The following is a 25,780-nucleotide window of genomic DNA, read 5'->3' on the forward strand; positions in this document are numbered from 1 at the left end:
CCATGTCCGGCCTGCTCTCGATCGGCGTTCGTGCGATGAACGCCAGCCAGACGGCCCTCCAGGTCGCCGGCCACAACATCGCCAATGCGAACACGGCGGGCTACAGCCGGCAGGACATCCTGCTCAGCGCGACCCCCGGCTCCTTCAGCGGCGCCGGCTACATCGGCAAGGGCGTGCAGGTGGCCGGCGTCGCCCGCGCCTACGACGCCTATGCCGTGCGCGAGGAGCAGCGCAGCAGCTCCCAGGCCGCGATGGACGAGGCCCGGCTCCAGCAACTGGAGCAGCTCGACACCCTCTTCCCGCTGGGCGAGCAGGGCCTGGGCCATGCCGCCACCCAGCTCTTCAATGCCTATGTGGACGTGGCCTCGGCGCCGCAGGACCTGTCGGCCCGGCAAGTGGTCGTGTCGCGCGCCGAGGACTTCGCGGCCCGCGCCCGCGCGGTGGCCGAGCAACTGGAGCAGATGCAGTCCGGCGTGCGCAATGACCTGGGCGTGATGAGCACCCAGGCCAACCAGATCATCGATGCCATCGCCCGCGTGAACGGCCTGATCCAGGCGGCCCAGGGCGCCAGCCAGGTGCCCAATGACCTGCTGGACCAGCGCGACCAGCTCGTGCGCGATCTCTCGGCCCTGGTGCCGGTCAGCACGGTCGAGACCGACCAGGGCGGCCTGAATGTGATGCTGCCCGGCGGCCAGGCCCTGGTGATGGGCAGCCAGGCCCGGGCGCTGGAGCTGCGGGTCGATCCTGCCGACGCGCGCTTGCGTCAGGTGGCCCTGGTCGGCAGCGCCGCGCCGCTCAGCGGCAGCCAGCTTGCGGGCGGCAGCCTGGGCGGCGTGCTGCGCTTCCAGAACGAGGATCTGCCGGCCACCCGCAGCCGCTTCGAGGCCCTGGTCACCGGCGTCACCACCGCCGTCAATGCCCAGCAGGCCCTGGGCGTGGCGGTGGATGCAGGCGATGGCCTGCACCCCGGCGCGCCGATCTTCGACGACGGCGGCCAGGGCGCGCTGGGCTTGCAGGTGGCGATGCGCGATCCGCTGGGCGTGGCCGCGGCGGCGCCGGTCGCGGCCTCGGCGGCTGCGGCCAACCTGGGCACTGCCTCGGTCGCTGCGCTGACGGTGCGTAGCTGGGACGGCGCCAGCACGCCGCAGGTCGAGCTGGAATTCACCGGCGCAGCCGCCGGCAGTGCCGCCACCGGCTACCGCTGGCGCGTCGATGGCGGCGCCTGGACGAACGAGGCCAGCCTGCCGCAGCCGCTGACGCTGGACTTTCCGGTTGGCGGCGATCCCGACAGCGCCGCTCTCGGCTGGTCGCTCAACCTGCAAGGCGCGCCCAAGGCCGGCGACCGCTTCAGCGTGGCGCCGCCCGCCGGCAGCAGCGCTGAAGTGGCCGAGGCCCTGCGCCACCAGAACGGCAATGCCCTGGCCATGGTCGGCCTGCGCGAGAAGGCGCTGGTCGGCGGCTCGACCGCCGGCGATGCCTATGCCGAGCTGATCGCCGAGGTCGGCCTGCGCGTGGAGGGCGGCCGCACCCTGGCCGACCTGTCCGCCAGCGCCGCTGAGCAGGCCACGGCCGAGCGCAGCGCGCGCTCGGGCGTGAACCTGGACGAGGAGGCCGCGCGCCTCATCCAGTACCAGCAGGCCTACCAGGCCTCGGCCAAGGTCTTGCAGATCGCGCAATCGCTGTTCGACACCCTGTTGCAGACGGCCGGCTGATCCGGTCGCATCGCCCCGAGCCCCTGACCATGCGACTTTCCACCGCCTCCCGATACGAAGCCGGCGTGTCCGAATTGCAGCGCCGCCAGCAGGCCCTGGGCGAGGCGCAGGAGCGCCTGGTCAGCGGCAAGCGGGTCGAGCGTGCCTCCGACGATCCGGTGGCCGCCGCCCGCGCCGAACGCGCCAGCGCCCGCCTGTCGATCAGCACCGCCAGCCTGCGCGCGCTCGATGCCAGCCGCGCCCACCTCACGCTCAGCGAAAACACCCTGGGCCAGTCCGCCGAGCTCTTGCAGGAAGCGCGCGACCTGATGGTGAGCGCCGGCAACGGCAGCTACAGCGATGCCGAGCGCGGCATCCTGGCCGACAGCCTGCGCGGCCTGCGCGAGCAACTGCTCAACCTGGCCAACCGCGGCGACGGCAATGGCAGCTACCTCTTCGGCGGCCAGGGCTCGGCCGGCGAGCCCTTCGTCGAAGGCGCGGGCGGTGTCAGCTACCGCGGCACGCCGGGCGACACCCAGCTTGCGGTGGGCGAGGCCCGCCTGACCTCGGCCGTCGACGGCGACCGCACCTGGACGGCGGTGCCCGACAGCAGCGGCGCGACGATCAATGTCTTCGACGCCCTGGCCGCCATGGCCGACGAGCTCGACACCCCCGGCCGCAGCAGCGCCGCCATCGCCACGGCCAACACCGAGGCCCTGCGCGTGATCGACCGCGTGCTGCTGCAACAGGGCCAGACCCGCAGCGCAGCCGGCGAGGCCCTGAACCGGCTCGACGGCATCGAGCAGCGCCTGGGCCAGCAGCAGCTCGATGCCGAGCAAGTGCGCTCCGACGCGACCGACCTGGACATGGTCGCCGCCATCTCCGATTTCCAGAACCAGCAGACCGGCTACAACGCCGCGCTGCAAGCCTATGCCCAGGTGCAGCGCCTCAGCCTGTTCGATTACCTGAAGGGCTGAAGCGCCGAAGCAGCCGGGCGAAGACCGGCTTTCCCGGGCTTGGCCGGGCGGTGCGCTTCCGACAATGGAATCTCCACTCCTGCCCGGCCGTCCTGTGAGCGCTTCCATCCTTGCCCGAGTCGCCCTGAGCTACGCGCCGATGATCGACCGCCAGCGCGCGGTCATCGCCACCCGGCTCACGCTCTTCCCGCTGCGGCCCGGCGAGCCGCTGGACGTGGGCGAGCTGCTCGAGGCCCTGGCCGCGGTCTGGCCCGAAGGCGCGGGCGAGGTCTCGCTCAACCTGCTCAGCGAAAGCCTGCTGCACGAGCTGATGGCCGCCCAGCCGGCGCGCCACCTGGGCGTGGAGGTGCCGGCCTTCATGGCGGCCGACCCGGCGCATGCCGAGGTCATCGCCGCCCTGGCGGCGCGCGGCAACACCCTGCTGATCAAGGGCCGGCCGCCGCGCGAGCTGCCGCGCGAGCTGTTGCCCTGCTTCCGCCAGTCCATCATCGACCTGGCCGAGGACCGCCGCCTGCACGAGCCGCTGGGCCAGCCCTCGCCCATGCCGCGCAGCATCGGCTTCATCCAGTCCGGTATCCACAGCCTGGCTGAGATGGAGGCCAGCTTCGCGCGCGGCGCCATCGCCGTGCTGGGCTGGCCCTTCCAGGACGCGCTGGACCGCCGCAGCCCGCCGGCCGGCCGCGCCGGCGGCCAGGCCTCGGCCGAGCTGCAAGTGCTGATGGACATGATGCGGCAGTTGCAGTCCGGCTCCTCGGTCGAGGAGCTGGAATCCACCCTCAGCCGCGATCCGCGCCTGGCCTTCCGCCTGCTGCGCTACCTGAACTCGCCGGCCTTCGGCCTGGCGGTGGAGGTCAGCTCCTTCCGCCACGCCATCATGCTGCTGGGCAGCCAGCGCCTGCTGCGCTGGCTGGCCCTGCTGCTGGCCACCGCCAGCGAAGACCTGAACCTGCGTCCGCTGATGTTCGCCGCCGTGCGCCGCGGCCTGCTGATGGAGGAGCTGCTGCAACGCAGCGGCTACGAGGAGCTGGCCGGCGAATGCTTCATCTGCGGCGTCTTCTCGCTGCTTGACCAGTTGCTCGACCAGCCCTTCGAGGCCCTGTTCCGCAGCCTGCCGGTGCCCGATCATGTGCGCCAGGCCCTGGTCGAAGGCCGCGGCCCCTGCATGCCTTACCTGCGCCTGGTGCAGGCGGTGGAGGGGGATGATCTGGATCCGATTCGCGAGGCTTTTGCGTCGCTCTTCAGCTACGCTGGTGAAACCAACGAGGCCCTGCTGGCCGCCCTGGCCCGGGCCGCCACCTTGCGCTGAACCGAGTCCATCTTGAATCCCGAACGCCCTTCCGAAGCGGGCCCCCTGCTCGATCCCGAGGCCCTGGCCCAGCTCCGCGCCCTGGATCCCCTGGGTCGGCATGGCCTGCTGCCGCGGGTGGCGGGCTTGTTCGAGACCTCGCTCGACAGCCTGCTGCCCCAGCTTGATGAAGCCGAGCGGGCCGGCGATGCCGCTCGCATCCGGCATGTGGCCCACACCCTCAAGTCCTCCAGCGCCAGCCTGGGCGCGCTGGCCCTGTCGCGCTGCTGTGCCGAGGTCGAGCGCCTGGTGCGCGACGGCCAGGCCGAGGGCCTGGGCCCGCGCCTGGGCGAGCTGCGCGAGGAACTCGCCCGGGTGCGCCCGGCGGTGGCGGCCCTCGGCCAGCCGCCGGCCTGAATCGTTTCGCTGCCCGCATGCCCTTCAGCATCCGCCTGGACCATGAGCCCGTCGAGCAGCCGCAGTTGCTGCTCGTCGACGACGATGCCATGGCCCGGCTGCTCACCGCCACCGCGCTGCGCCACCACGGCTTCGAGGTGACGGTGGCCGAAAGCGGCCCCGATGCCCTGGCCCGGCTGGAGCACTGGCGGCCCGACCTGATCGTGCTGGATGCGGTGATGCCCGGCCAGGACGGCTTCGAGACCTGCCGCCTGCTGCGCGCCCGGCCCGGCCTGGCCGCGCTGCCGGTGCTGATGCTGACCGGCCTGGAGGACGAGGCCTCGATCGAGCAGGCCTACCAGGCCGGCGCCACCGATTTCTTCGTCAAGTCGACCCGCTGGGCGCTGTTGGCCGGCCGGCTGCGCCACCTGCTGCGCGCCACCCGCATCGGCGCCGAGCTGGAACGCAAGCGCAGCGAGCTGGCCCGCGCGCAGCAGATCGCCCGCATCGGCAGCGTGGCCTGGCGCTGCGGCCGCTTCGGCCTGCACACCACGGCCGAGGCGCTGCATGTGCTGGGCCTGCCGGCCGATGCCCGCCTGGACCTGCGCCATGTGCTGCGCCGGCTGGAGCCGGCCGCCCGCCGCGCCCTGCTGGCCCAGTTGCGCGAGGCCCTGGCCGCCCGCCAGCCCCTGACGCTGGAGCTGCACCTGGCGCAGGAGGGCAGCCGCGAGCTGATCCTGCATGTCGAGGTGGAACCGCAGTTCGACCTGCGCGGCGCCCTGGTGGGCTATGCCGGCATCGTGCAGGACGTGGGCGAGCGCCGCGCGGCCGAGGACCGCATCCACCAGCTTGCCCACTTCGACGCCCTGACCGGCCTGCCCAACCGCCGCGAGCTGATCGCCCGGGCCGAGCGCGCGATCGACGCCGCCCGCCGCGAGGGCGAGGCCCTGGCCGTGCTGCTGATCGGCCTGGACCGGGTCAAGCTGGTCAACGACACCCTGGGCCATGCCGCCGGCGACGAGCTGCTGCGCCGCGTCGCCTTCCGCTTGCAGGCCTGCGTGCGCCATGGCGCGATGGGCGGCGAGACCGACGAATCGCGGCCCGACCTGACCCGCCACGACGATGTGCTGGGCCGCCTGGGCGGTGACGAGTTCGTCGTGCTGCTCAACGGCACCGGCCGCGAGCGCGATGCCTGCGCCGTGGCCCAGCGCCTGCAAGAGGCGCTGCGCGCCCCGCTGACCCTGGCGGGCCAGGATGTCTTCGTCACCGCCAGCATCGGCGTGGCCCTGTTCCCGCGCGACGGCGCCACCGTGCCCGAGCTGCTGCGCCATGCCGATGCCGCGATGCGCGCGACCAAGGAGGCCGGCCGCAATGCCGTGACCCTCTACCACCCCACCCTGGCCGGCGGCGGCCGCGAGCAGTTGCAGACCGAGACCGCCCTGCACATGGCCCTGGCGCGCGGCGAGCTGGTGCTGCACTACCAGCCCAAGATCGACCTGCGCAGCGGCCGGGTGGCCGGGGTCGAGGCCCTGATGCGCTGGCAGCGCGGCGAGCGCCTGGTGCCGCCCGCCGACTTCATCCCCCTGGCCGAGGAAACCGGCCTGATCGTGCCCATGAGCGAATGGGCCCTGCGCGAGGCCGCCCGCCAGGCCGCCGCTTGGCGCGGCATGCCGGGCCTGGACGGGCCGGTTGCCGTCAACCTGCCCAGCCGCCTGTTCGAGCGCAGCGACCTCGTCGCCACCCTCAGCGCGGCGGCCGAGGCGGCCGGTGTGCCGCAGGGCGCAGTGCAGATCGAGATCACCGAAACCGGGCTGATGAAGGACTTGCAGACCGTCATCCCGACCCTGCATCGCCTGCATGCCATCGGCGTCGGCCTGGCCATCGACGACTTCGGCACCGGCTATTCCTCGCTGGCCTACCTGACCACCTTGCCGATCGACGAGCTGAAGATCGACCGCAGCTTCATCCGCGACCTCGGCGTCACGCCGCAGAGTGCGGCGGTGATCGCGGCCATCGTCGCGCTGGCGCGTGCGCTTTCGCTGCGCGTGGTGGCCGAGGGCGTCGAGACGCTGGGCCAGCTTGAAGCCCTGCTTGCCCTGGGCTGCGACAGCGCGCAGGGCTATCTGATGGCCCGGCCGATGGCGCCGCAGGCCCTGCAAGCCTGGGTCGAAGCCCTGGGCCAGGGTGGCGCCGCCTGGCAGTGCGCGCTGGACGCCAGCCTGCCCGAGTCCCCGGTCGCCAGCCTGCCGCCGGCCCTGCAGCGCAGCGTCGGCGCAAGCCGCCGATGAATGCGCCCGAGCCCCGCCCAGGGGCCGCGGCCCCCGTCGCGGTGCTGGCCAAGGCCACCCTGCGCCGCCTGGCCCTGGAGCGCCTGGAGCCCACCCCCGAGAACTATGCCCGTGCCTATGCCGCCGAATCCGGCCAGCGCCCGCCCGAGCCCGCCCGCGCCGAAGGCCCGGACGGCGAGGCCTGGGCCGGCCTGATCGAACGCACCCTGCGCGCGCTGGAGCGCTCCGACCGCGGCTGGACCGCCGCCCGCCGCAAGGACAGCCTGCAACGCGTGCTGGGTGGCAGCCGCAGCGACGCCGCCCGCCTGCACCAGCGCCTGACCCAGTTGCTGGCCCGCTGGGACGAGGCGCCGGCCGGTGCCGACGAGCCCCCCGGCCCGCGCGAGGCCGAGCCCGCCGCCCGGCCGGCGGCCGAGCTGGCGAGGCCGCTTCAAGCCCCGATCCCGATCGCCCCGGCCCAGCCGGCTGGCGCCGATTCGGCTGGGCCGCAGCAAAGCCCGGCCCCCACCGCCGGACCGCAAGCCGCCGCGGCCCAGCCCGCGCTGCCCAAGGCTGCCGACCGGCCCGCCGATCCACCCGCCGCCTGGCCGGCCCTGGTCGACAGCCTGGCCGCCTCGCTCGATGCCGCGCTGCCCGCCGACGATGCCGGCGCCCGCGCCCTGGCCGATCGCCTGCAACAGCGCCTGCAGGCCGCCCGCCCGCCCGACGCCGCCTCGGCCGGCGAAGTGGCCCTGCTCTGCGAGGAAGCGCGCCGCCTGATCGCCCACCGCCTGCACGGCCACGAGGTGCTGACCCGCCTCTGCCGCGGCCTGAGCGAGAGCCTGATCGAGCTGGCCGAGGACGAGAGCTGGGCCCGCGGCCAGGCCCAGGCCATGCGCCAGCAGTTCGAGACCGGCCTGGCCGTGCGCGGCCTGCGCCAGCTCGACGAGATGCTGGCCACCACCCGCGCCTGCCAGCAGCGCCTGCAGGGCGAGCGCCGCGCCGCGCGCGAGGCGCTGAAGGCCTCGATCCGGCAGATGCTGAGCGACCTGGCCAGCCTGGGCCAGACCTCCGGCCGCTATGCCGACAGCCTGGACCGCCATGCCGAGGCCATCGCCTCGGCCGACACCCTGGACGGCCTGGCCGGGCGGGTGCGCGAAATGGTGGCCGAAAGCCGCGCCGTGCAGTCCCTGGTCGCGCAGACCCGCGACCGTCTGCAGGCCGAGCAGGCCCGCGCCGAAGCCATGCAGGACCGCGTGCGCACGCTGGAGGACGAGATCCGCCGCCTGGGCGACGAAGTCTCGACCGACCCGCTGACCCAGATCGCCAACCGCCGCGGCCTGATGCGCGCCTTCGACCGCGAATGCGCGCGCCTGGCCCGCGCCGCCCATGAGGCTACGGCCGGCGCCGGGGTGGCGACGCAAGCCGCAGCGGCTGCCGCCAACGAGGCCGCGACTGGCGCCTCCGCCGACCTCCCGCCTGCCGCCCGGCACGATGCTCCGGCCGATCCCCCGGCCGAGCCGCTGCCGCTCGCCGTCGGCCTGCTCGACATCGACAACTTCAAGCGCCTGAACGACCGCCTCGGCCATGCCAGTGGCGATGCGGCCCTGCAGTTCCTGGCCCGCCACGTCACCCGCGCGCTGCGTCCGCAGGACACCCTGGCCCGCTACGGCGGCGAGGAGTTCGTCGTGCTGCTGCCCGCCACCCCGGTCGACGAAGCCCAGCGCGTGCTCAGCCGCCTGCAACGCCTGCTGAGCGCCGAGCTGTTCACCAGCGACGGCCCCGAGCGCATCTTCGTCACCTTCTCCGCCGGCGTGACCGCCCACCGCCCCGGCGACCCCCTGGACGCAGCGCTGGCCCGGGCCGATGTGGCGCTGTATGAGGCCAAGCGGACGGGGAAGAACCGGACTTGCGTGGGCTGATCGGTTGAGGGCGCGCCCGCCCCTAGGATGTTGGGAATGTCTTTCCCCCCCCATCGTCCTGCCCCTATCGTCCGGGCTGCCCCGCCGACTCCCGAGCCCCTGATCCTGCGGCCCCTGCCGCCCCGCAGCGAGGGAGGTTGGTGGCGCCTGCGTTGCGCGCTGATCCGCGCCGATGCAGTTGATCCCGCCCAAGTCGAGCAGGAGGCCTGGCTCGAGATGCCCGCGGCCGATCAGCCGCTCGACTGGGATCCGGCTGACCTTGAACCCTTCGCGATTGCCCTGGTGATGGCGGCCATGCGCGAGGGCCGCGACCTGCTGATCGATGGTGCTGTTTCCCTTCGACTGCTGGCAGGCCTGGAGGAGTGGGTGGGCCATTGGGCTCGCTTGCGGCCCGGCCGCTACCACCGTATCGCGCTGCGCTTGAGTACGCCGGACTGCCCGCCACCCCGGTGTCCGCCTGCCTCGCCGCAGTTGGCGGTAGTTGCTTTCTCGGGTGGCATCGATGCGCGCTACTCGCTCTGGCGTCACCGCCATGGCGTCGTGCAGCACCGACGCCGGCGTCTGGTGGCGGCCGTTATCGTGCAGGGCCTTGACCTGCCGTTGAATCTTCCCGAGGCTTTCGCCACTGCCCAGGCCGAGGCGCAGCTCAGCCTGGATTCGCTCGGCCTGCCGTTGCTGCCGGTGCGTACTAATCTGCGCCAGCTGACCGGCGCGGGCATCGATGAGGCCCATGGCGTGGTGCTGGTTGCCTGCCTTCAGCTGCTGAAGGCGCGAGCGGGAACGGCCTTGATCGGCAGTTCCGAGCCCTACGACGATTTGGTGCCCGGCTGGGGCAGTTCTCCACTGACCGATCACTTGCTATCCAGCGACAGTCTGCACATCGTTCACGATGGTGCCGAGGACGACCGCTGCGACAAGATCCGACTGCTGGCCCGTTGGCCCGACAGTACCGTGAACTTGCGGGTCTGCTTCCACTACGAGCTGGCTCGCGGCCGCAACTGCTTGCGCTGCGAGAAGTGCCTGCGCACCATCGCTGGCTTCGCCGTGCAGGGCCTGCCTGTGCCGGCGAGTCTGGGTGGAGATGCCGCTGTGCTGAGCCGGCGGGTGCCGTGGTTCAAGCTGCGCACGCCGGCTCAGGTGGTCGAGTGGCGCATCCTGCAGCGTCACGCAGCCCGCCGCCGTCCCGGTCTACGCTGGGCGCGCTGGCTGCCCTGCCTCTTTTTGCACCACGCACTGTGGCTGCGCTGGCATCGACTGCGTGCTTTGTGGCGGTCCCCGGTCTGAGTAGGCCTCAGTACTCGTCGGGCACCCGAGCTCGCACCGTTGGGGCCTGCCAGTAAGCTGAGATTCGACCTGTCATGCGGTGCATCAGCCGCGCCAGGGCCAGGTGCTTGCGTATCGAGCGCATCCAGCGTGCGCCCATTGCATGCGATCGGCTGGTGTGAGCCCGCCCGCTTGTACCGATGCGTGAAACCGCTTTCGCGTCAGGCCAAACCACCGCCGGCAGCAGCAGGCCCAAGGCGATACCGTGCTGCCAAGCATGGTCCAGCTCACTGTCAAGTGGTCGTTCGCGAGGGCGCAGCTGCTTGGCAAGCCGGAGTGCACCGTCCAAGCTGAGCAGATAGCCCTGGCCGCCGCTGGGGTTTTTGATTGGCAGGACGAGGCAGATCCCCGCCGCTTCGCCCCACAGAAGCCGTCCAACGGCCGGGCACAGATGGCCTAGCCGAACGCCATGCAATCCGCTTGGCCAATGCTGTCGGATCTTGTCCAGGCGCTGCGGTAGTGCCGGGTCCAGATGCAGGTCGTCCTCAAGCACCAGACCCCAAGGCTCGCCGGCCGCCACTTGTTCTAGCCAGGCCTGCCGGTGGCTCAGATAGCAGCCCCATTCGCCAGCCGAGAGCGCACAAGAGGCGGGCCGGGCGGCGGCTGGGGTCAGGCCGTCGATGGCCGGCAGGAAGCGTGCACTCAGCCCCAATGCCTGCAACTGGACCTCCATGTGCTGGCGGCGCCCATGGTCATGGGCCATGTTGAGGACGCGGATCGTCAGCCCTCGGGGTTCGCTGCTCATGCCAGCACCTCGGCAAGATGCCGTGCCATGCGTGCCCGGCAGTACAGGAAACCGTCGCGCCAGCCGGGATCGCCAGCCAGGCCGGCGGCTAGTTTGCCGATGCGCTCGGCCGTCTCCCGCAGCACACACGGTGCCGCTGCAGTATGCGCTTCGCCGGGCAGCCGCAGATGGGCTTCATCCAGGCGGGTCATCGCGTAGAGGATCTGCTTCTTGGCCTCGTTTAGGGTCGAGAGACTCGGCCCAGCCGCTCGGCCGATCATGATCGGCAGGCTGCCCAGGCCCATTGCATTGATGGCGAAGTGATACGTGTCGGTCAGGCAGAAGCGGGTATGCCGCATCAGCCGACGGTGCCAGCGGAAGCCCAGATCGCTCAGGCGGCGCGGACGACGCTGAATCAGCCAATCGATGGAGATGCCCCGCAGCCCGGTCACGCGCTCGACCTCGACCACCAGCCGGGCGGCATCGCCCGGCGGCAAGCCACGGCCGAAGGCATGCGCGAACCAGCCACCGCGCCAGCGGCTCGGGGCCGGCCAGTCCGCCAGGCTCGCGCAGTCGAAGCCTAGATTCAGGCCCCGCAACTCCAAGTCATAGTTCTGCCCTAGCCGCTGCAGTGCGCGCAGCGAGCCGGTGTCGCGCACGATCACCGCATCGCAGCGCTGCAGGAATCGCGCGCTCGCCTTAGCCAGTTCCGGCCGTTCCGTCAGGGCGCCCTGTAATCCCAGGAAGCACCCCCCGGCAGCCACCACGCGCATACCATCGGGCAGTTGGTCCGGGTCGGGAAGATAGAGCGACTGCCAGTTGACCAAGGCTTCCGCGGGATCGAGGACTCCGTGCAGCCGACGCTCGCGGTCGAAGTAGGACTCGAGCGCCCAAAGCGCGTTGTTCTGGAAATCGCCCCAGTACACCAGGGCCTGGTGGTCCTGCAGTTGGCGCGGATCGCGCAGCAGATTGAAGCGCAGGCGGCCTACCCGTGTTCGGTTCTGGCTGACGTAGTACTGCGGAAACCAACCTAGGCCCCGCAGCACTGGATCGGCCGCAAGATCGACCGAGTACATACCGCTGTTACGCGGGTTGAAGGCACATACGACCGCGGCAGATCGGCCAGATTGAGAGAGCGAATTCAATGTCGTACGGATTCAACAAGCCAGGCCGCCCGAAGCTCATCCAAAGGGATCGGCGACTTCCATTGACCATAAAGCCAAGCTTCCAAACGCGACCGGAGTAATCGTTGCATAGGTGTAAAAACAGTATTCATGCGTGGTCTGCCATGAAACTTCACGATGAAGGCGTCGTGAATCATCTTGCGTGCCTGCGCCGGGTACTTTCGGCCAATCCGGTTAGTCTGCTTGTAGCTAATGACCATGCCGTCAGGAAAATGCTCGATGAGCGACGTCAGGCCGAGATCCCGGGCTGCTTCGTTTAGATAATCCTGATCGCCAGGAATGAGTTGCCGGTAGCGACGGCCTTCCAAATACGCCGCCGGGATAGCGTGGAGCGGACCTTTCCGGATGCGCATGACGGATGAATTGCTGCCCGGATGGTGCCAATCCCGGACGGTTAGCAAGGCAGCCGGATGCTGCAAGGCAAACTCCACGAGAGGTTCAAGCGGCTTGCGGATGACCAGCGTCAGATCAAGATATAGGAACTCATCGAAAGCTACCCTCTCTGGGTCGAAGAGGGCGAGCTTGCGCAGGGTTGGATGCTCGCCATGTCGAGCGAAAACATCCCATGCCGCGCAGTCGTGCTGCTCAATCGTCCCGGGAAGATCGCGCTGCCGGTCGGTGTAGCAGTGGAGCTTGAACGGGCGCACCATCTGTGCTTGCAGCATGGCGTGGAGCCTGCGGATATAGAGGTCGGCAAGACCGTTCATTTCGCCGCTAGCCAAGCAGACGATCGGCAGGACGGGCGTGGTACCTCTGTCGCCTGAGGCACGGGCTAATTGAGCTTTCATCATGTTCGGCTTGCGGTGCGATGCCGCCCGGAGGACCGCCGGCGGGACGGGCGACAGGGCGCTTGAATCGGACGGTCTCAAGTCTCCTGGATTTGCTCAATGCCCAACGATGTGAACAGCGCGGACATTTCCTCGTATTCTGTTGTATTCTTGAAGCGGATTCGCGACCAGCCGAAGGCCGCTACGCGAGTTGGCGTGGGCTGTACCTGACGCGCGAAGATCAGGCCGGATGAGCGTACCCCTGCGACATAGTCAAACCGGGCCGAGGCAAGCCAGGTTTCGAGTGGCTCTATCGGCTCAACCAGTTCGTAGTCTGGGTGCCGGAGTTCATGATTTGCGTCCTTTGGATGCGGCTTATAAAGGATCCGCACGCAGCCTTGCGATTTTAGCCAAGCGTGAATATTATTCTGCGTTCGCTGCACATCCGCCGCAGCCATCAAGCCGCTGCCGGCTAGGGGTTGACCGATGACTAGTCCGACTCCCCCGGCTGCATCGGCTGAAGACGGCGGCGTATGAACTACACCTCGTTCAGCTAGCGGGCGCAGTACGCAAGTTCTGGTCTGCGGATAGGCGTGCGGCAACCCTGCCAACACGTAGATGCGGTCGCAGAAGGCCGCATCCGATCCGATGCGGTCGCCTGCGAAGGGGGTGTAGTTCAGCTCTGGCGCCACCAGCCGACGCAACTTGCGTAGCCACTGGGCAACGCGCTTGGCCAAGCTCAGCGGGTAGCGTCGAATACTGATCAGCCCATCGGGCAGGATACGGGCCAGCCGCTGGCTGGCGCCGCAGCGGCGCGGCAGGTCGTGCAGGAAGTAGTTGATGGCCTCGGTGTCGAAGACTGCGCTGTGCAGCACCACGGTGTTGCAGGGTCCCACCACGCCGGCCACCTCGCGCAGGTTGCGGCGCAGGCGGCGCAGCCCACCGAAGGGGCCGGGCAGCGGTTCCCAGCGGGGCCAGGCCAGGTAGTGGCAGGCATCCCATTCGTCCGAACGGACGAGTTTGGCAAGTCCCGGCTTGTACCAGACCAGTACTTGGCGGCTTCCTGCCTCGTGGGTGGCAGCGATCTGTCGCGCCGCCAGCAACTGCAGCGGCGAGGCGACGAAGTAAACGGCGCAACGCGCTACCTTGACGGGCGCATTCATGTGCGACTCGTGGCGGCCAAAAGGCCGCGATACACCGCCAGATTCCCCCCCACCATCGCCTCCAGCGAGAAGTTGGCCTGCACCCGCGCCCGCGCGGCGGCGCCCAGGCGGCTGCGCTCGGCCGGGTCGCCGAGCAAGTGGTCAAGGTGGGTGGCCAGGGTGGTGGCGTCGCCGGGCTCGATGAGGGCGCCGGTTTCGCCCGGCACGACGATCTCGGGGATGCCGCCCGCGCGGCCGGCGACGATGGGCAGGCCGCAGGCGGCGGCCTGGAGCAGGGCCACGCCCAGGCCCTCCATCTCGGCCGGGTGGGCCATCAGCTCGCAGGCCGGCAGCAGGCGCGGCAGGTCCTGGCGGAAGCCGGGGAAGAGCACCGGCCCGCCATCGGGCAGCGCGCCGTGCAGGCCGGCCGCGCGGGCCTCGGCCACGATGGCGGCATGCAGCGGGCCCTGGCCCAGCAGCAGCACCCGGGCGCGCGGGTGGCGGGCCAGCACGCCGGGCAGGGCGGCCAGCAGGGTGCGGTGGCCCTTGCGGGCGATGAACTGGGCGGCCATCACCAGCAGCAGGGTGTCGGGCGCCAGGCCCAGTTCGGCGCGGATGGCGGCGCGGTCGGGATGGTCGGCGGCGATGGGCGCATAGGCGGTGGTATCCACCGCGCTGGGCACGCAGACCAGCTTGGCCTCGGGCACGCCCTCGGCGCGCAGCACGGTGCGTATGCCTTCGGAGATGGTGACGATGCGGTCGTGCAGGCGGTACTTCAGGCCCGCCCACAGCCGCGATTCGGGGTTGTCGACACGCCGGCTCAGCACCACCTGCACGCCTTCCAGCCGCGCGGCCAGGGCGCCCAGCACATCGCTGCCGCGCCGGCTGTGCAGGTGGACGAGATCCGGTCGCTCGGCACGGATCAGCCGGCGCAGGCGGCCGACCAGGCCCAGGTCCAGGTCGCCGCCCATGGGCAGTTCATGCACCCGGGCATGCGCCGCGGCGGCGCCGGCAATCGCGCTGCCGGGCGGGCAGGCCAGCACGCTGTCGACCCCCGCCGCGCGCAGGCCGCGCAGCAGGAAGACGACTTGCAGCGCGCCGCCATAGAGGTGGCGGCCGGCTTCGACATGCAGCACTTTCATGCGGGGTTCAGGGGCAGGATGGGCCGGCGCCGGGCCGGCTCGGCAGCGGCCAGCACGGCTTCGGCGGCAGCCCAGACGGATTCGGCCGTGTGGTCGCGCATGCAGTCGAAGCGGCCGTCGCAGCTCGGCCGGCGGCGGCAGGGCGAGCAGCTTCGGCCACTGTAGAGCACGCGGGTGGTGGGCAGGCCGGCATCGAGGTAGGGCCGAGTCGAGCCGAACAGAGCGACGGTCGGCACCTTCAGCGCGGTGCCGGCATGGGTCAGGCCGGTGTCGACGCCGACCAGCAGCCGGGCCGAGGCGATGACGGCCAGGCTGGCATCCAGCGGCAGGCGGCCGGCCAGGCTGAGGCTGCCGGGCATGCGGGCCGCCAGCACGGCCGAGGCCTCGGCCTCGGCCGGCCCGCCGAGCAGCACCGGCACGAGGCCGGCGGCGCGCGCCTGGGCCCCCAGAGCCTGCCATTCGGTCTCGAACCAGTGCTTCTGCGGCCGCGTCGTCCAGGGGCAGAACACCGCGTGGGCCTGGCCGGGGGCCAGGCCGGCGGCGGTCAGGGCGGTCCCGGCCTGGGCCCGGGCCTCGGCACGCAGCACCAGGTCGGGCTGGAAGGCGGCCTCGGGTGCGCCGAGGTGGCGGGCCAGGGCGCGGTACTCGCGGCCCATCAGCGCCTCTTGCGGCAAGGCCGGGGACAGGGTGAGGGTTTCGGTGGCCAGCCAGTGCGAGGGCTCGCGGCCCTTGAGGGCCAGCCGCCGCGGGGCACCGCTACACCAGGCCCACAGCCCACTCTTGAGCAGGCTTTGTGCATCGATCGCCAGATCGAAGCGTTTTGCACGCAACTGCTTTCGCAAGGCGAGGGCGCTGCGAAGCACCTGGATCCTCTGACCGCTAACCCACAGCTTCTGCCATTCGCTTCGGGGCCAGACGATGATCTGATCGAGTCTCGGATGCTCCCGCAGCAACGGGGCTGCTGCGGGCTCGACCAGCCAGCTGATGTGGGCATCCGGCCAGCGCGCGCGCAGCGCCGGGATCAGTCCCGAGGCCATGATCACGTCGCCCAGCGCCGACATGCGGACGATCAGGATGCGGACGGTTTGACTCACTACCATCGCCCCCCAAAACGCAGAGGGAGGGGCTTGGATCGCCCATCCACAGCGTCTCCCTTGCCAACCCGCATCACCGCACCTGCTGACCATGGTTGCGAGCATCGAAAAGCTAAGGCGCTCATGGCGCAAGTCCCCCCGGCATTGGCTTCGGTCGATGCAGCACGGTCTGCTGCGTGCCGTGGCGCCCCTGCGCAATGAGTTGCGCTGGCAATGCCTGCTTGCCCAGCGCATGCAGTCCGAAACACGCAGGGCGCGATGCGCCGTCACGCTGACGAGTTACCCGGCGCGTTATCCCACCCTGGCCGCCACGATCAAGTCCCTCCTGGCGCAGCGGCTGCGGCCCGCTGAGGTCGTACTCAGCCTTTACGCCGGCGACGTTGCCGCCCTGCCGCACCAAGTCCTTGCCCTCCAGGCCCACGGCTTGCGGCTGATGGTCAGCGAGGACAACCTGAAGGTCTACCTCAAGCTCATCCCCGCGTTGCGCAGCGCCAGCGACGTCGTCTGGGTAACTGCCGACGACGATATCTACTACCCGCCTGATTGGCTGGAGACGCTCTGGGGCGCGCACGAAGCAAAGCCCGATGCCATCGTGTGCCGGCGCGCACATGTCCTGCGCTGGGGCGAGGATGGTTACCTGCTGCCCTATCGCGTATGGCCCAAGCGGACGGCGCTTGGCGCGGCGAGCGATCCGCTCTTCTTGACTGGCGTCGGGGGCGTGCTCTATCCGCCGGGCAGCCTTCATCCTGAAGTAACCCGGTCGGACCTTTTCCTGGCCCTGAGTCCCAATGCGGACGACATCTGGCTCAACGCGATGGCGCGCCGCATCGGCACGCCCATCCTGCGCGTTGGACCGGTCGATGAGCCCATCACTTGGATGCGCAGCCAGCGAGAGGGCCTCTTCCGACTCAATGCCCGCGGCCACAACAACGACGAGTGCCTTGCGCGCATGGCGGCGCATTTCGGCCCCGACTTCCTGCGTCCGCAAGCTCAAGGAAAGTCCCTGGCTGATTGAGCGACCGCAGCCTGTGCGCCCTCGCCGAACTGCAGCCGGTGCAGCCGCGCATACAGCCCGCTCGCGGCCAGCAACTGATCGTGGCTGCCGACCTCGGCGATGCGGCCTTCGTCGAGTACGACGATGCGGTCGGCATTGGCGATGGTCGACAGGCGGTGGGCGATGACGAGGGTGGTGCGGCCGCGGCGCAGGTTGTCGAGCGCGGCCTGCACGACGCGCTCGCTCTCGGTGTCGAGCGCGGAGGTGGCTTCGTCAAGCAGCAGGATGGGCGCGTCCTTGAGCAGCGCGCGGGCGATCGACAGGCGCTGGCGCTGGCCGCCGGAGAGCCGCGCGCCGTTCTCGCCGATCACGGTGTCCAGGCCCTCGGGCAGGGCGCGGATGAAGTCCATCGCATGCGCGGCCTCGGCGGCGGCCTCGACGGCGGCGCGCGTGCTCTCGCCCTGGCGGCCGTAGGCGATGTTGGCGGCCACGCTGTCGTCGAACAGCACGACCTGCTGGGTGACCAGGGCGATCTGGCCGCGCAGCTCGGCCAGCGGCAGTTCGCGCAGGTCGATGCCGTCCAGCGTGATGCGGCCGGCCCCAGGCTCGTAGAAGCGCGGGATCATGGCCATCAGCGTGGACTTGCCGCCGCCCGAGGCGCCGACCAGGGCCACGGTCTCGCCCGGCTCGATGGCGAGGTCGATGCCGGCCAGGGCCTCGCGCTCGGCGCCGGCGTAGCGGAAGCGCAGGCCTTCGAAGCGAAGCGCTCCGCGGGCGCGGCCTTCGAGCCGGCGGGTGCCGGTGTCGGGCTCGGCCGGGGCATCCAGCACCTCGAAGATGCTGGCCGCGGCGGCCAGGCCGCGCTGCAGCGGCTCGTTCACATTCGACAGGCGCTTGAGCGGCGCCAGCAGCAGCGCCATCGCGCCGAAGAAGCTGACGAAGCCGCCCACCGTCAGGCCCTGCTGCTGCGACTGCAAGGTGGCGTAGAGGATGATCACCGCCAGCGCCAGCACGGCGATGAGCTGCACGATGGGCCCGTTGGCCGCCGAGGTGGTGACCACCTTCATCGTGGTGCGGCGCAGGCTCTGGGCGATGCGGTCGAAGCGGGCCTCTTCGTAGGCGGCGGCGCCGAAGACCTTGATCTCCTGCTGGCCCTCGCTGACCTCGCGCAGCACATGGTTGAGCTCGCCCATCGAGCCCTGCTGCTTGTGGCTGAGGCCGCGCAGGCGCCGGCTGACGGTGCGGATCACCCAGGCGATCACCGGCAGCACCGCGAAGAAGACCAGGGCCAGCTTCCAGTCCAGGTAGAGCATGTAGGCCAGCAGGCCCAGCACGGTCAGGCTGTCTTTCACCACGGTCAGCAGCACGGTGGTGATGATGGGGCTGACCTGCTGGCTGTTGTAGGTCAGCAGCGAGATCAGCTTGGCGCTGGGCTGGGCATCGAAGTGGCTGGCCGGCAGGCGCAGCAGCTTGGCGAAGACCTGGCGGCGCAGCTCCAGCACCAGGCGGGTGGCCACATCGTTCAGCGCGGCGGTGTGGGCGAAGTCCGACACACCGCGGATCAGGAAAAGCAGCACCAGCAGCAGCGGCGTGCGCAGCACGGCGGCCGGGTCCTTGGCGACGAAGCTGCCGTCGAGCAGCTCCTTGAGCAGTGCCGGGATCGCGGCTTCGGTGGCGGCATAGATCGCCATCGCCACCAGGCCCAGGCCGAAGATGGACCAGTGCGGCCGGGTCAGGGCCAGCAGGCGCAGCATCAGGGTGCGGCGCTCGGCGGCGCCAAGCACCGGGTGGGAAGGGGAGGCGGGGGAGGACATGCAGTCGGGCGGGGCACGCTCGGGCGGGGGCCCGCGTCGCGCGGCGCGATTGTCGGCGGGTTTGGCAGGCCCTCCCGCAGCCGCTGTGGCGGGCCTGCGACCGGCCGCCGCCGGCCGCCATGCCCCCGCAGCCGGCCCGGGCCGGGCGCCTGCCCATAATCGCCCGCGACCCGCAGCGCAGGCCCCCGCCCGCGACCTGCCGGCGCCATCCGAGGCCGGGACTGCACCCGGCCCGTGTCCACGGAGACAAGAGAGACCATGAAGCCTTCCCCCCGAACCCCGGCCGCGCGGCCGACTTTGCGCCTGCGCCATGCCCTGCTGGCCCTGGGCCTGGGCGCCACCCTGCTGGCCGGCCCCGCCCGGGCCGCGCTGGATGTGGATGCCCTCTGGGACTTCGCCCAGCCCGTGCGCACCGAGCAGGCCTTCCGCGAGGCCCTGGGCCGTGCGCAGGGCGACGAGGCGCTGATCCTCGTGACGCAGATCGCGCGCACTTTCACCATCCGCGGCGAATTCGCCAATGCCGAGCGTGAGCTGGACGGCATCGCCGCCAAGCTGCCGACCGCCGGGGCGGAGGCGCGGGTGCGCGAGGCGCTGGAGCGCGGCCGCATCCTGCGCGGCCAGGGGCAGGGCGGCCAGGCGCGGCCCTTCTTCATCCGGGCGCTGGAGATGGCGCGGCCGGCCGGCCTGGAGGCCCTGACGGCCGATGCCATGCATTCCGTCGCCCTGGTCGAGCCGACCCGCGAAGGCCGCCTGGCCTGGCATGAGCGCACGCTCGACTACGTGCGCGAGGCCAAGGACGCTCGCGCCCGCAAGTGGGAGCCCGCGGCCCTGAACAATATGGGCATCACCCTCAACGAGATGGGCCGCCACGATCTGGCGCTGCCGGTGCTGCAGAAGGCGCTGGCGATCTACCAGCAGCAGGGCCTGGCGCCGGCCATCCGCGGCGGCCGCTGGCTGGTGGCCCACACCCAGCGCATGAGCGGCGACCTGAAAGCCGCGCAGGCGGGCTTCGAATCGCTGGAGAAGGACGATGCCGCCGCCGGCATCGCCGACCGCTACGTGCTCAATGAGCTGGCCTCGGTGCACGAGGCGCGTGGCGATGCGGCGGCGGCCGAGGCCTATCGCAAGAAGTCGCAGGCGGTCGCGCGCTGAGTCTTCGTCCGGCCTGACCGGCCAGACCCCGCCGGGCCGGGGCCGGAGCGGGCCTCAGCGCCCGCCCGGGGCCTGGAAGCCGCCGCTGCGGTAGGTCAGCACCAGGGTGTCGCGGTGGCCTTCGCGGGCCACGGCCTCGGGCGGCAGCGGCTGGCCGTTGGCATCGGCGGGCTGGATGGGCGTGCTTTCGTGCACGACCCGGGCGTCATCCAGCAGCAGTGCGCTCCAGGGCCGTTGCAGGGTGAAGCGCACGCCGCCGGTGCCGCCGGCCTCGAAGACACGGGTTTCGCCGCCGATCACCGCATGGCGCTCGACGAGCAGCACGGCGACGAAGTCCACCCCGTCGCGGTGCGCGCCCTCGGGCGTCGGCCGGCCGACGCCGTCACGGGTGTCGATGCGGAAGGGATGGGTCTCGATCCACCAGCGGCCGTCCTCGGGCGCGCGGCGCTGGGCGAACAGGCCGCCGATCGCGGCGATCAGCGTCGTCCAGCTCGGATTGGCGGCCAGCTCCGGCTCCAGCGGATCGAACCAGCGTTCCATGCCGCCGTGCAGCGCGTTGTAGGTGGTCGGCTGCCAGTGCGCGCGGTGCGGCGTGGCTTGGAGGCCGGCCGACAGCGCGCTCAGGTCGCAGCGGGCCAGGTTCTGCGGCAGGGTCTGCACATAGCAGCCGTGGCGGCGGTGGCGGTAGCGGCCGCCGTCCTTGAGGTGACGGTCCGGCGGCAGCGCGGCCCAGTGCGGATGCAGCGCATCCAACTGCGCCAGGCTGAGCCCGGCGAGCTGGGCCAGGGCCTCCGGCGTGAGCGTGGCAAAGCCCTGCTGGATCAGGCGGTCGACGGCGACGGCCGGGGCGATGGGGGTTTGGAGGTCGACGATCATCGGGGCAGGGTCCACAAGCCGGCACAGGCACGGGGCGGCGAGGCTAGCACGCGGCCCCCGGCCTGCGCGCCGCTTGGGTCTGGGGCGGCGCGCGGGCCGGCACAATCCGGGGCATGGACTGGATGGCTCCCCTCGCCGCGATCGCCGCGGCCTACCTGCTGGGTTCGATTTCCTTTGCGGTGATCGTCAGCCGCGCCTTCGGCCTGGCCGATCCGCGCAGCTACGGCTCCGGCAACCCCGGCGCGACGAATGTGCTGCGCTCCGGCCGCAAGGCTGCGGCCCTGCTCACCCTGCTGCTCGATGCCTTCAAGGGCGTGCTGCCGGTGCTGGCGGTGCGCGGCCTGGCGCCGGAGCTGGGCGAGCCGCTGGTGGCGGCGGTCGCGCTCGCGGCCTTCCTCGGCCACCTCTACCCGGTCTTCTTCGGTTTCCAGGGCGGCAAGGGCGTGGCCACCGCGGCCGGTGCGATCTTCGCCCTGAACCCGGTGCTGGGCCTGGCGACGCTGGCGAGCTTTGCGATGGTCGTCGGCTTCACCCGCTTCGTGTCCCTGGGCTCGATGGTGGCGGCGGTCTTCGCGCCCTTCTACCAACTGCTGATCTGGGGCCCCGGCCCGATCTTCCTGGCCCTGCTTGCGATGGCCTTCCTGCTCATCTGGCGCCACCGCAGCAACATCGCCAAGCTGCGCGCCGGCACCGAGGGCCGGCTCGGCCAGAAGTCCGCGTCCTCGCGCTGAGCCGCTTCGATTTCCACCCACCCTTTCGACGATTTCCATGACCGCTTCCAGCATCCAGCGCTTCGACACCAATGCCCGCCTGTCCGAGATGACGGTGGCCCACGGCTTCGCCTTCCTCGCCGGCCAGGTGGCGGGCGACGACAGCGCCGACATCACCGGCCAGACCCAGCAGGTGCTGGCCCAGATCGATGCGCTGCTGGCCCGCGCCGGCAGCGACAAGTCGCGCATCCTGCGCGTCGAGATCGTGCTGCCCAACCTGGCCGATTTCCCGGCGATGAACGCCGTCTGGGAAGCCTGGCTGCCGGCCGGCTGCGCGCCGGCCCGTGCCACCGTCTCGGCCCAACTGGCCCGCCCGGGCTGGAAGGTCGAGATGATCGTCACCGCCGCGGTCTGAGCGCCGGCGCGGATCCCGCCATGACAAGCGCCGAGGCCTCCGCCCGCCCGGGCAAGCGCTGGCGCGAGTGGCTGGCCCTGGCCCTGGCGGCGGGCGTCGGCTGGGGCGCCTCGCAGTTCTGGGGCGCGCGCCAGGCCGAGCAGGCCCGCGCTGAACTGGCCGCCCGCGCGCGGCCGGGCGAGATCCTGATGTTCTCCGCCACCTGGTGCGGCGTCTGCAAGCAGGCCCACCGCTGGTTGCAGGAAGCCGGCGTGCCCTATCTGGCCTGCGAGGTCGATGTCGACCCGCAGTGCCGCGAGCGCTGGCAGGCCCTGGGGGGCGGCGGGACGCCGCTCTTCCTCGTCAAGGGCCAGACGGTGCTGGGCTTCCGGCCCGAGCGACTGGCCGAGGCGCTCAAGGACGCGGGCGCGGCCCCGCGCTGAGCACGCGGGACCCGGCGCCGGTGCCCGTCGGGCCCGGCGGCCCGGCCCTCAGCCCAGGCCCAGCGGCGCCAGCGGCCCCGCGCCGGCCCGCACCAGCGCGATCTCGCCCCCGCTCAGGTCGACCACCGTGGTCGGCTGCATGGGGCAGGCGCCGGCATCCAGCACGGCATCGATCAGCTTCTCGTAGCGGCTGCGGATGGCCTCGGCCTCGTTGAGCGGCTCGGTCTCGCCGGCCGGGATCAGCGTGGTCGCCAGCAGGGGCTGGCCCAGTTCCTCCAGCAGTGCCTGCGTGACCCGGTGCGCGGGCACGCGCAGGCCGATGGTGCGACGTTGCGGGTGCGAGAGGCGCCGCGGCACCTCCTTGGTCGCTTCCAGGATGAAGGTGTAGGCGCCGGGCGTGGCCGACTTCAGCAGCCGGTACTGGCGGTTGTCGACCCGGGCGTAGGTGGCCAGCTCGGCCAGGTCGCGGCACAGCAGGGTCAGGTGATGCTTCTCGTCGATGCCGCGCAGGCGACGCAGCGCGGTGGCGGCGTCCTTGTCGTCGAGATGGCAGACGAAGGCATAGCTGGAGTCGGTCGGGATCGCGGCCAGGCCGCCACGATGCAGGATTTGCGCGGCCTGACGCAGCAGCCGGGGCTGCGGATCCTGGGGATGCAGTTCGAAATGCTGGGCCATGGCGGCGGGTGGTGGCGGCGGGTCGGGGCGGACACGGGCAGAAAAAAGCCCCAGGGCTGCGGGAGCACCTGGGGCCGGGCGCGGGCCGGGCCGCGCGCGGGGTCGGTTCCGGCGGCCGGGCCGCCGCGTCGGTCAGGCGTGGGCCGCGCGCAGGCGCTGCGCAAAGTTGGCCAGGGCCGCGTTGCCGCTGGTCTCGGCCTTGCGGCACCAGACCTGCAGGTCGTGCACGAGCTGCTCGGCCGACACATTGGTGCGGGTCCAGAGCTGGCGCAGTTCCTCGCGCATGGTGTGGAGCTGGCTCAGGGCCGGGTGATCGGCCACGGCCTGGGCGACCTCGGGGCGCACATCGTGCGGGATGCGCTCGTCGTCGCGGTGCAGCCAGCGGCGGGCCAGGTTCAGGCGCGACCACTGCGCGCTGTGCTGATGGCCTTCGGCCTTCAGGCGGGCCAGCTCGCTCAGGCAGGCCTTCTGCAGCTCGCGGCCGTAGCGGGCCATCAGCTCGTAGCGGTTGGCGATCAGCGCTTCCAGCGTCTTCGCATCGGCCTGGGCCTTGACGGTGCCGAGCTTCAGCGCCGGGATGGTCTTGCGCGCCTTGGCCAGGCCGAACCAGGACAGCACGGTGATGTACATCCAGCCCACGTCGAACTCATAGGGCTTGACCGAGAACTTTGCCGAGGTCGGATAGGTGTGGTGGTTGTTGTGCAGCTCTTCGCCACCAATGATCAGGCCCCAGGGCGAGACATTGGTCGAGGCGTCCGGCGCCTCGTAGTTGCGGTAGCCCCAGAAATGGCCCAGGCCGTTGATGATGCCGGCGGCATGGATGGGGATCCACAGCATCTGGATGGCCCAGATCGTCAGGCCGATCGCGCCGAACAGGCCGACGTTGATCAGCAGCATCAGGCCCACGCCCTGCCAGCTGTAGCGGGTGTAGAGGTTGCGCTCGATCCAGTCGTCCGGGGCGCCATGGCTGTACTTACTCAGCGTTTCCTGGTTCTTGGCTTCGGCGCGATAGAGCTCCGCGCCTTCCAGCAGCACCTTCTTGATGCCGCGGGTCTGCGGGCTGTGCGGGTCGTCCTCGGTCTCGCACTTGGCGTGGTGCTTGCGGTGGATGGCGACCCATTCCTTGGTGACCATGCCGGTGCTCAGCCAGAGCCAGAAACGGAAGAAGTGGCTGACGATCGGATGGAGGTCCAGTGCGCGGTGCGCCTGCGAGCGGTGCAGGTAGAGCGTGACCCCGGCGATGGTGATGTGGGTCACCGCGAGGGTGTAGACCACCACCTGCCAGAGGCTGGCGTGGGTGGCCCCATGCGCCAAGCCATCGATCAGGCCGTACCAGACAGTGGCGAGTAAATCCATGACGTTCCTTTGAAATACCGATCGATTTTAGGCCGAGGGGGGAGGGAATCCTTGCGGCAGCGCAACAAATGCAAGCTCTGCGCAGGGCGGGGCCCGACCCGGTCTCAGGCCTTGCGGTCCCAGACGGCGGCAAAGAAGCCGTCGGTGCCGTGCCGTTGCGGCCACAGCCGCAGGTGGGGGCCGCGCACCAGGGTGTCGATGTTCTCGATCCGGGCGCGGGCCAGCACCTCGGCCGCCGCGACCGGCACGAAGGCCGGATGAGCTGCGCTGAAGGCCTCGGCGATGGCCTCGTTCTCTTCTTCGAGCAGGCTGCAAGTGGCGTAGACCAGGCGGCCGCCGGGCTTGAGCAAGCGGGCCGCGCTGGCCAGGATGGCGCGCTGCTTTTCCTGCAGCTCGGCCAGGGCCTGCGGCGTCTGGCGCCATTTCAAGTCGGGATTGCGGCGCAGCGTGCCGAGGCCGGAGCAGGGCGCATCGACCAGCACCCGGTCGAGCTTGCCCGTCAGGCGCTTGATCCGCTCGTCGCGCGCATGGGCAATCTGCGCCGGATAGACATTGGACAGGCCGCTGCGCGCCATGCGCGGCTTGAGCGCCTCCAGCCGGTGGCCGGCGGTGTCGAAGGCATAGAGCCGGCCGGTGCTGCGCATCATCGCGCCCAGGGCCAGGGTCTTGCCGCCGGCGCCGGCGCAGAAGTCGGCCACCATCTCGCTGCGGCGGGCCTCGGTCAGCAGGGCCAGCAACTGGCTGCCCTCGTCCTGCACCTCGACCAGACCTTCGGTGAAGACCGGCAGGCGCTGAAGCGCCGGCTTGCCCTCGACCCGCAGGCCCCAGGGCGACCAGGGCGTCGGCTGGGCCTCGATGCCGGCTTCGGCAAGCTGCTGCTGCACCTCCTCGCGCCGGGCCTTGAGGGCATTGACCCGCAGGTCCAGCGGCGCACTGCGGTTGCAGGCCTCGACGAGGGCCCAGAAATCCTCTTCGCCCAGGCGCTCGCGCAGCGGCGTGGCCAGCCAGTCGGGCAGGTTGTGGCGCTGCGGGTCGGGCAGGGTGGCCGGGTCGATCGCGCGGGCGTGGCGGGCCCAGGCGTATTCCTCGGGCGTGCAGGCCGCCTCCAGCATGGACTCGGGACCGACCCAGGCCAGCAGGGCCAGGCGCCGCTCCAGCGGACCGCGGCCGGACTGCGCGAGGTGCGCGAGCCGGGCCTTGAGCCGCAGGACGGTGTAGGTGGTTTCAGCGAGCAGATGACGCTCGCGGCTGCCGAGGCTGCGTTGATCGCGGAAGTGCCGCGAGACGATGCCATCGGCCGGGGCGTCGAGCTTCAGGACGGCGCGTAGCAGCTCCGTCACCGACGCCAGCAGGGCAGAAGGAGACATCGCCCGATTATCCGCGGCCGGCTCGGCAGGGGCCGACTTCTACAATCGCCGGCTTCGTCCCGCGCCCGGACGTCTCTCCTTTTCA

Annotated in this window: 23 protein-coding genes; 12 read left to right on the forward strand and 11 right to left on the reverse strand. The window is 71.1% G+C overall.

The features are described 5' to 3' along the window. Nucleotides 1-2 precede the first annotated feature (2 nt). From flgK to JI742_RS06480, 7 genes are all read left to right on the forward strand, one after another. Nucleotides 3-1,712 (forward strand): flagellar hook-associated protein FlgK, encoded by a 1,710-nt coding sequence (flgK, locus tag JI742_RS06450; protein ID WP_201824864.1) that lies wholly within the window; start codon nucleotides 3-5, stop codon nucleotides 1,710-1,712. Between the two features lie 29 nt (nucleotides 1,713-1,741). Next, a complete protein-coding gene (gene flgL, locus JI742_RS06455; RefSeq protein ID WP_201824866.1) occupies nucleotides 1,742-2,668 on the forward strand; it encodes a flagellar hook-associated protein FlgL in 927 nt (308 codons plus the stop codon). A gap of 94 nt (nucleotides 2,669-2,762) precedes the next feature. Continuing rightward, nucleotides 2,763-3,974 (forward strand): HDOD domain-containing protein, encoded by a 1,212-nt coding sequence (locus tag JI742_RS06460; RefSeq protein ID WP_201824867.1) that lies wholly within the window; start codon nucleotides 2,763-2,765, stop codon nucleotides 3,972-3,974. A gap of 12 nt (nucleotides 3,975-3,986) precedes the next feature. After that, the gene (locus tag JI742_RS06465) at nucleotides 3,987-4,370 is read left to right on the forward strand and encodes an Hpt domain-containing protein (RefSeq protein WP_236676811.1); all 384 of its coding nucleotides are present in this window, start codon (nucleotides 3,987-3,989) and stop codon (nucleotides 4,368-4,370) included. Between the two features lie 17 nt (nucleotides 4,371-4,387). Continuing rightward, nucleotides 4,388-6,637: a putative bifunctional diguanylate cyclase/phosphodiesterase gene (locus JI742_RS06470; RefSeq protein ID WP_201824869.1), complete on the forward strand. Its 2,250-nt coding sequence runs from the start codon at nucleotides 4,388-4,390 to the stop codon at nucleotides 6,635-6,637. Then, the gene (locus JI742_RS06475; RefSeq protein WP_201824874.1) at nucleotides 6,634-8,538 is read left to right on the forward strand and encodes a GGDEF domain-containing protein; all 1,905 of its coding nucleotides are present in this window, start codon (nucleotides 6,634-6,636) and stop codon (nucleotides 8,536-8,538) included. Before JI742_RS06470 ends, JI742_RS06475 begins: the two co-directional genes overlap by 4 nt. Before the next feature lie 216 nt (nucleotides 8,539-8,754). Beyond that, a complete protein-coding gene (locus JI742_RS06480) occupies nucleotides 8,755-9,822 on the forward strand; it encodes a hypothetical protein (RefSeq protein ID WP_236676812.1) in 1,068 nt (355 codons plus the stop codon). 7 nt (nucleotides 9,823-9,829) lie between these two features. On the opposite strand, the gene JI742_RS06485 is transcribed toward JI742_RS06480, so the two are convergent. The 6 genes from JI742_RS06485 to JI742_RS06510 form a co-directional block, all read right to left on the reverse strand. Beyond that, complete coding sequence (locus JI742_RS06485; RefSeq protein WP_201824876.1) at nucleotides 9,830-10,606, reverse strand: glycosyltransferase family 25 protein; 777 nt, start codon at nucleotides 10,604-10,606, stop codon at nucleotides 9,830-9,832. Further along, entirely contained in the window at nucleotides 10,603-11,661 is a 1,059-nt protein-coding gene (locus JI742_RS06490) for a glycosyltransferase family protein (RefSeq protein ID WP_201824877.1), read from the reverse strand. The genes JI742_RS06485 and JI742_RS06490 overlap by 4 nt, the downstream gene beginning before the upstream one ends. A 65-nt stretch (nucleotides 11,662-11,726) precedes the next feature. Further along, complete coding sequence (locus JI742_RS06495) at nucleotides 11,727-12,560, reverse strand: hypothetical protein (RefSeq protein WP_201824879.1); 834 nt, start codon at nucleotides 12,558-12,560, stop codon at nucleotides 11,727-11,729. Nucleotides 12,561-12,634: 74 nt separating this feature from the next. Continuing rightward, complete coding sequence (locus JI742_RS06500; protein ID WP_201824881.1) at nucleotides 12,635-13,699, reverse strand: polysialyltransferase family glycosyltransferase; 1,065 nt, start codon at nucleotides 13,697-13,699, stop codon at nucleotides 12,635-12,637. Beyond that, nucleotides 13,696-14,820: a glycosyltransferase gene (locus tag JI742_RS06505; RefSeq protein WP_201824882.1), complete on the reverse strand. Its 1,125-nt coding sequence runs from the start codon at nucleotides 14,818-14,820 to the stop codon at nucleotides 13,696-13,698. Before JI742_RS06505 ends, JI742_RS06500 begins: the two co-directional genes overlap by 4 nt. Then, nucleotides 14,817-15,920 (reverse strand): glycosyltransferase family 9 protein, encoded by a 1,104-nt coding sequence (locus JI742_RS06510; protein WP_201824883.1) that lies wholly within the window; start codon nucleotides 15,918-15,920, stop codon nucleotides 14,817-14,819. Before JI742_RS06510 ends, JI742_RS06505 begins: the two co-directional genes overlap by 4 nt. A gap of 85 nt (nucleotides 15,921-16,005) precedes the next feature. Between JI742_RS06510 and JI742_RS06515 the strand changes: the two genes are divergently transcribed. Then, on the forward strand, nucleotides 16,006-16,929 hold the full coding sequence (locus JI742_RS06515; protein ID WP_201824884.1) for a glycosyltransferase family A protein: 924 nt from the start codon (nucleotides 16,006-16,008) through the stop codon (nucleotides 16,927-16,929). Here JI742_RS06515 and msbA read toward each other — a convergent pair. Further along, a complete protein-coding gene (gene msbA, locus JI742_RS06520; protein ID WP_201824885.1) occupies nucleotides 16,905-18,722 on the reverse strand; it encodes a lipid A export permease/ATP-binding protein MsbA in 1,818 nt (605 codons plus the stop codon). The genes JI742_RS06515 and msbA overlap by 25 nt on opposite strands. A gap of 258 nt (nucleotides 18,723-18,980) precedes the next feature. On the opposite strand from msbA, the gene JI742_RS06525 reads away from it, so the two are divergent. After that, nucleotides 18,981-19,874 (forward strand): tetratricopeptide repeat protein, encoded by an 894-nt coding sequence (locus JI742_RS06525; protein ID WP_201824886.1) that lies wholly within the window; start codon nucleotides 18,981-18,983, stop codon nucleotides 19,872-19,874. A gap of 54 nt (nucleotides 19,875-19,928) precedes the next feature. Here JI742_RS06525 and JI742_RS06530 read toward each other — a convergent pair whose 3' ends face one another. After that, complete coding sequence (locus JI742_RS06530; RefSeq protein WP_201824887.1) at nucleotides 19,929-20,750, reverse strand: 2OG-Fe dioxygenase family protein; 822 nt, start codon at nucleotides 20,748-20,750, stop codon at nucleotides 19,929-19,931. A 113-nt stretch (nucleotides 20,751-20,863) separates the two neighbouring features. Between JI742_RS06530 and plsY the strand changes: the two genes are divergently transcribed. The 3 genes from plsY to JI742_RS06545 are packed head-to-tail and all read left to right on the forward strand — an operon-like array spanning nucleotide 20,864 to nucleotide 22,297. After that, nucleotides 20,864-21,481 (forward strand): glycerol-3-phosphate 1-O-acyltransferase PlsY, encoded by a 618-nt coding sequence (gene plsY, locus JI742_RS06535; RefSeq protein WP_201824889.1) that lies wholly within the window; start codon nucleotides 20,864-20,866, stop codon nucleotides 21,479-21,481. A gap of 37 nt (nucleotides 21,482-21,518) precedes the next feature. Next, nucleotides 21,519-21,875 carry a RidA family protein gene (locus JI742_RS06540; protein WP_182660850.1) on the forward strand — a complete coding sequence of 119 codons (357 nt, stop codon included), beginning with the start codon at nucleotides 21,519-21,521 and terminating at the stop codon, nucleotides 21,873-21,875. Between the two features lie 20 nt (nucleotides 21,876-21,895). Then, nucleotides 21,896-22,297, forward strand: coding sequence for a glutaredoxin family protein (locus tag JI742_RS06545; protein WP_201824891.1), 402 nt, complete (start codon nucleotides 21,896-21,898; stop codon nucleotides 22,295-22,297). Between the two features lie 48 nt (nucleotides 22,298-22,345). Here JI742_RS06545 and JI742_RS06550 read toward each other — a convergent pair whose 3' ends face one another. The 3 genes from JI742_RS06550 to JI742_RS06560 all read right to left on the reverse strand — a co-directional run bounded on the left by JI742_RS06550 (nucleotide 22,346) and on the right by JI742_RS06560 (nucleotide 25,695). Further along, the gene (locus JI742_RS06550) at nucleotides 22,346-22,972 is read right to left on the reverse strand and encodes an L-threonylcarbamoyladenylate synthase (RefSeq protein ID WP_201824893.1); all 627 of its coding nucleotides are present in this window, start codon (nucleotides 22,970-22,972) and stop codon (nucleotides 22,346-22,348) included. Between the two features lie 132 nt (nucleotides 22,973-23,104). Then, the gene (locus JI742_RS06555) at nucleotides 23,105-24,328 is read right to left on the reverse strand and encodes a DesA family fatty acid desaturase (protein ID WP_201824894.1); all 1,224 of its coding nucleotides are present in this window, start codon (nucleotides 24,326-24,328) and stop codon (nucleotides 23,105-23,107) included. Nucleotides 24,329-24,432: 104 nt separating this feature from the next. Beyond that, nucleotides 24,433-25,695 carry an RsmB/NOP family class I SAM-dependent RNA methyltransferase gene (locus JI742_RS06560; protein ID WP_201824895.1) on the reverse strand — a complete coding sequence of 421 codons (1,263 nt, stop codon included), beginning with the start codon at nucleotides 25,693-25,695 and terminating at the stop codon, nucleotides 24,433-24,435. Nucleotides 25,696-25,780: the final 85 nt, after the last annotated feature.

This window comes from Piscinibacter lacus (assembly GCF_016735685.1).
Lineage (GTDB): Bacteria > Pseudomonadota > Gammaproteobacteria > Burkholderiales > Burkholderiaceae_C > Aquariibacter > Aquariibacter lacus.

Coding starts and splice junctions, on each gene's coding strand:
- JI742_RS06560 (WP_201824895.1), bottom strand. CDS start 25,695: ATGTCTCCTTCTGCCCTGCTGGCGTCGGTGACGGAGCTGCTACGCGCC.
- JI742_RS06470 (WP_201824869.1), top strand. CDS start 4,388: ATGCCCTTCAGCATCCGCCTGGACCATGAGCCCGTCGAGCAGCCGCAG.
- JI742_RS06500 (WP_201824881.1), bottom strand. CDS start 13,699: ATGAATGCGCCCGTCAAGGTAGCGCGTTGCGCCGTTTACTTCGTCGCC.
- JI742_RS06485 (WP_201824876.1), bottom strand. CDS start 10,606: ATGAGCAGCGAACCCCGAGGGCTGACGATCCGCGTCCTCAACATGGCC.
- JI742_RS06555 (WP_201824894.1), bottom strand. CDS start 24,328: ATGGATTTACTCGCCACTGTCTGGTACGGCCTGATCGATGGCTTGGCG.
- JI742_RS06515 (WP_201824884.1), top strand. CDS start 16,006: ATGGTTGCGAGCATCGAAAAGCTAAGGCGCTCATGGCGCAAGTCCCCC.
- JI742_RS06475 (WP_201824874.1), top strand. CDS start 6,634: ATGAATGCGCCCGAGCCCCGCCCAGGGGCCGCGGCCCCCGTCGCGGTG.
- flgL (WP_201824866.1), top strand. CDS start 1,742: ATGCGACTTTCCACCGCCTCCCGATACGAAGCCGGCGTGTCCGAATTG.
- JI742_RS06550 (WP_201824893.1), bottom strand. CDS start 22,972: ATGGCCCAGCATTTCGAACTGCATCCCCAGGATCCGCAGCCCCGGCTG.
- JI742_RS06490 (WP_201824877.1), bottom strand. CDS start 11,661: ATGTACTCGGTCGATCTTGCGGCCGATCCAGTGCTGCGGGGCCTAGGT.
- flgK (WP_201824864.1), top strand. CDS start 3: ATGTCCGGCCTGCTCTCGATCGGCGTTCGTGCGATGAACGCCAGCCAG.
- JI742_RS06505 (WP_201824882.1), bottom strand. CDS start 14,820: ATGAAAGTGCTGCATGTCGAAGCCGGCCGCCACCTCTATGGCGGCGCG.
- JI742_RS06480 (WP_236676812.1), top strand. CDS start 8,755: ATGCCCGCGGCCGATCAGCCGCTCGACTGGGATCCGGCTGACCTTGAA.
- JI742_RS06545 (WP_201824891.1), top strand. CDS start 21,896: ATGACAAGCGCCGAGGCCTCCGCCCGCCCGGGCAAGCGCTGGCGCGAG.
- JI742_RS06495 (WP_201824879.1), bottom strand. CDS start 12,560: ATGATGAAAGCTCAATTAGCCCGTGCCTCAGGCGACAGAGGTACCACG.
- JI742_RS06525 (WP_201824886.1), top strand. CDS start 18,981: ATGAAGCCTTCCCCCCGAACCCCGGCCGCGCGGCCGACTTTGCGCCTG.
- JI742_RS06540 (WP_182660850.1), top strand. CDS start 21,519: ATGACCGCTTCCAGCATCCAGCGCTTCGACACCAATGCCCGCCTGTCC.
- msbA (WP_201824885.1), bottom strand. CDS start 18,722: ATGTCCTCCCCCGCCTCCCCTTCCCACCCGGTGCTTGGCGCCGCCGAG.
- plsY (WP_201824889.1), top strand. CDS start 20,864: ATGGACTGGATGGCTCCCCTCGCCGCGATCGCCGCGGCCTACCTGCTG.
- JI742_RS06530 (WP_201824887.1), bottom strand. CDS start 20,750: ATGATCGTCGACCTCCAAACCCCCATCGCCCCGGCCGTCGCCGTCGAC.
- JI742_RS06510 (WP_201824883.1), bottom strand. CDS start 15,920: ATGGTAGTGAGTCAAACCGTCCGCATCCTGATCGTCCGCATGTCGGCG.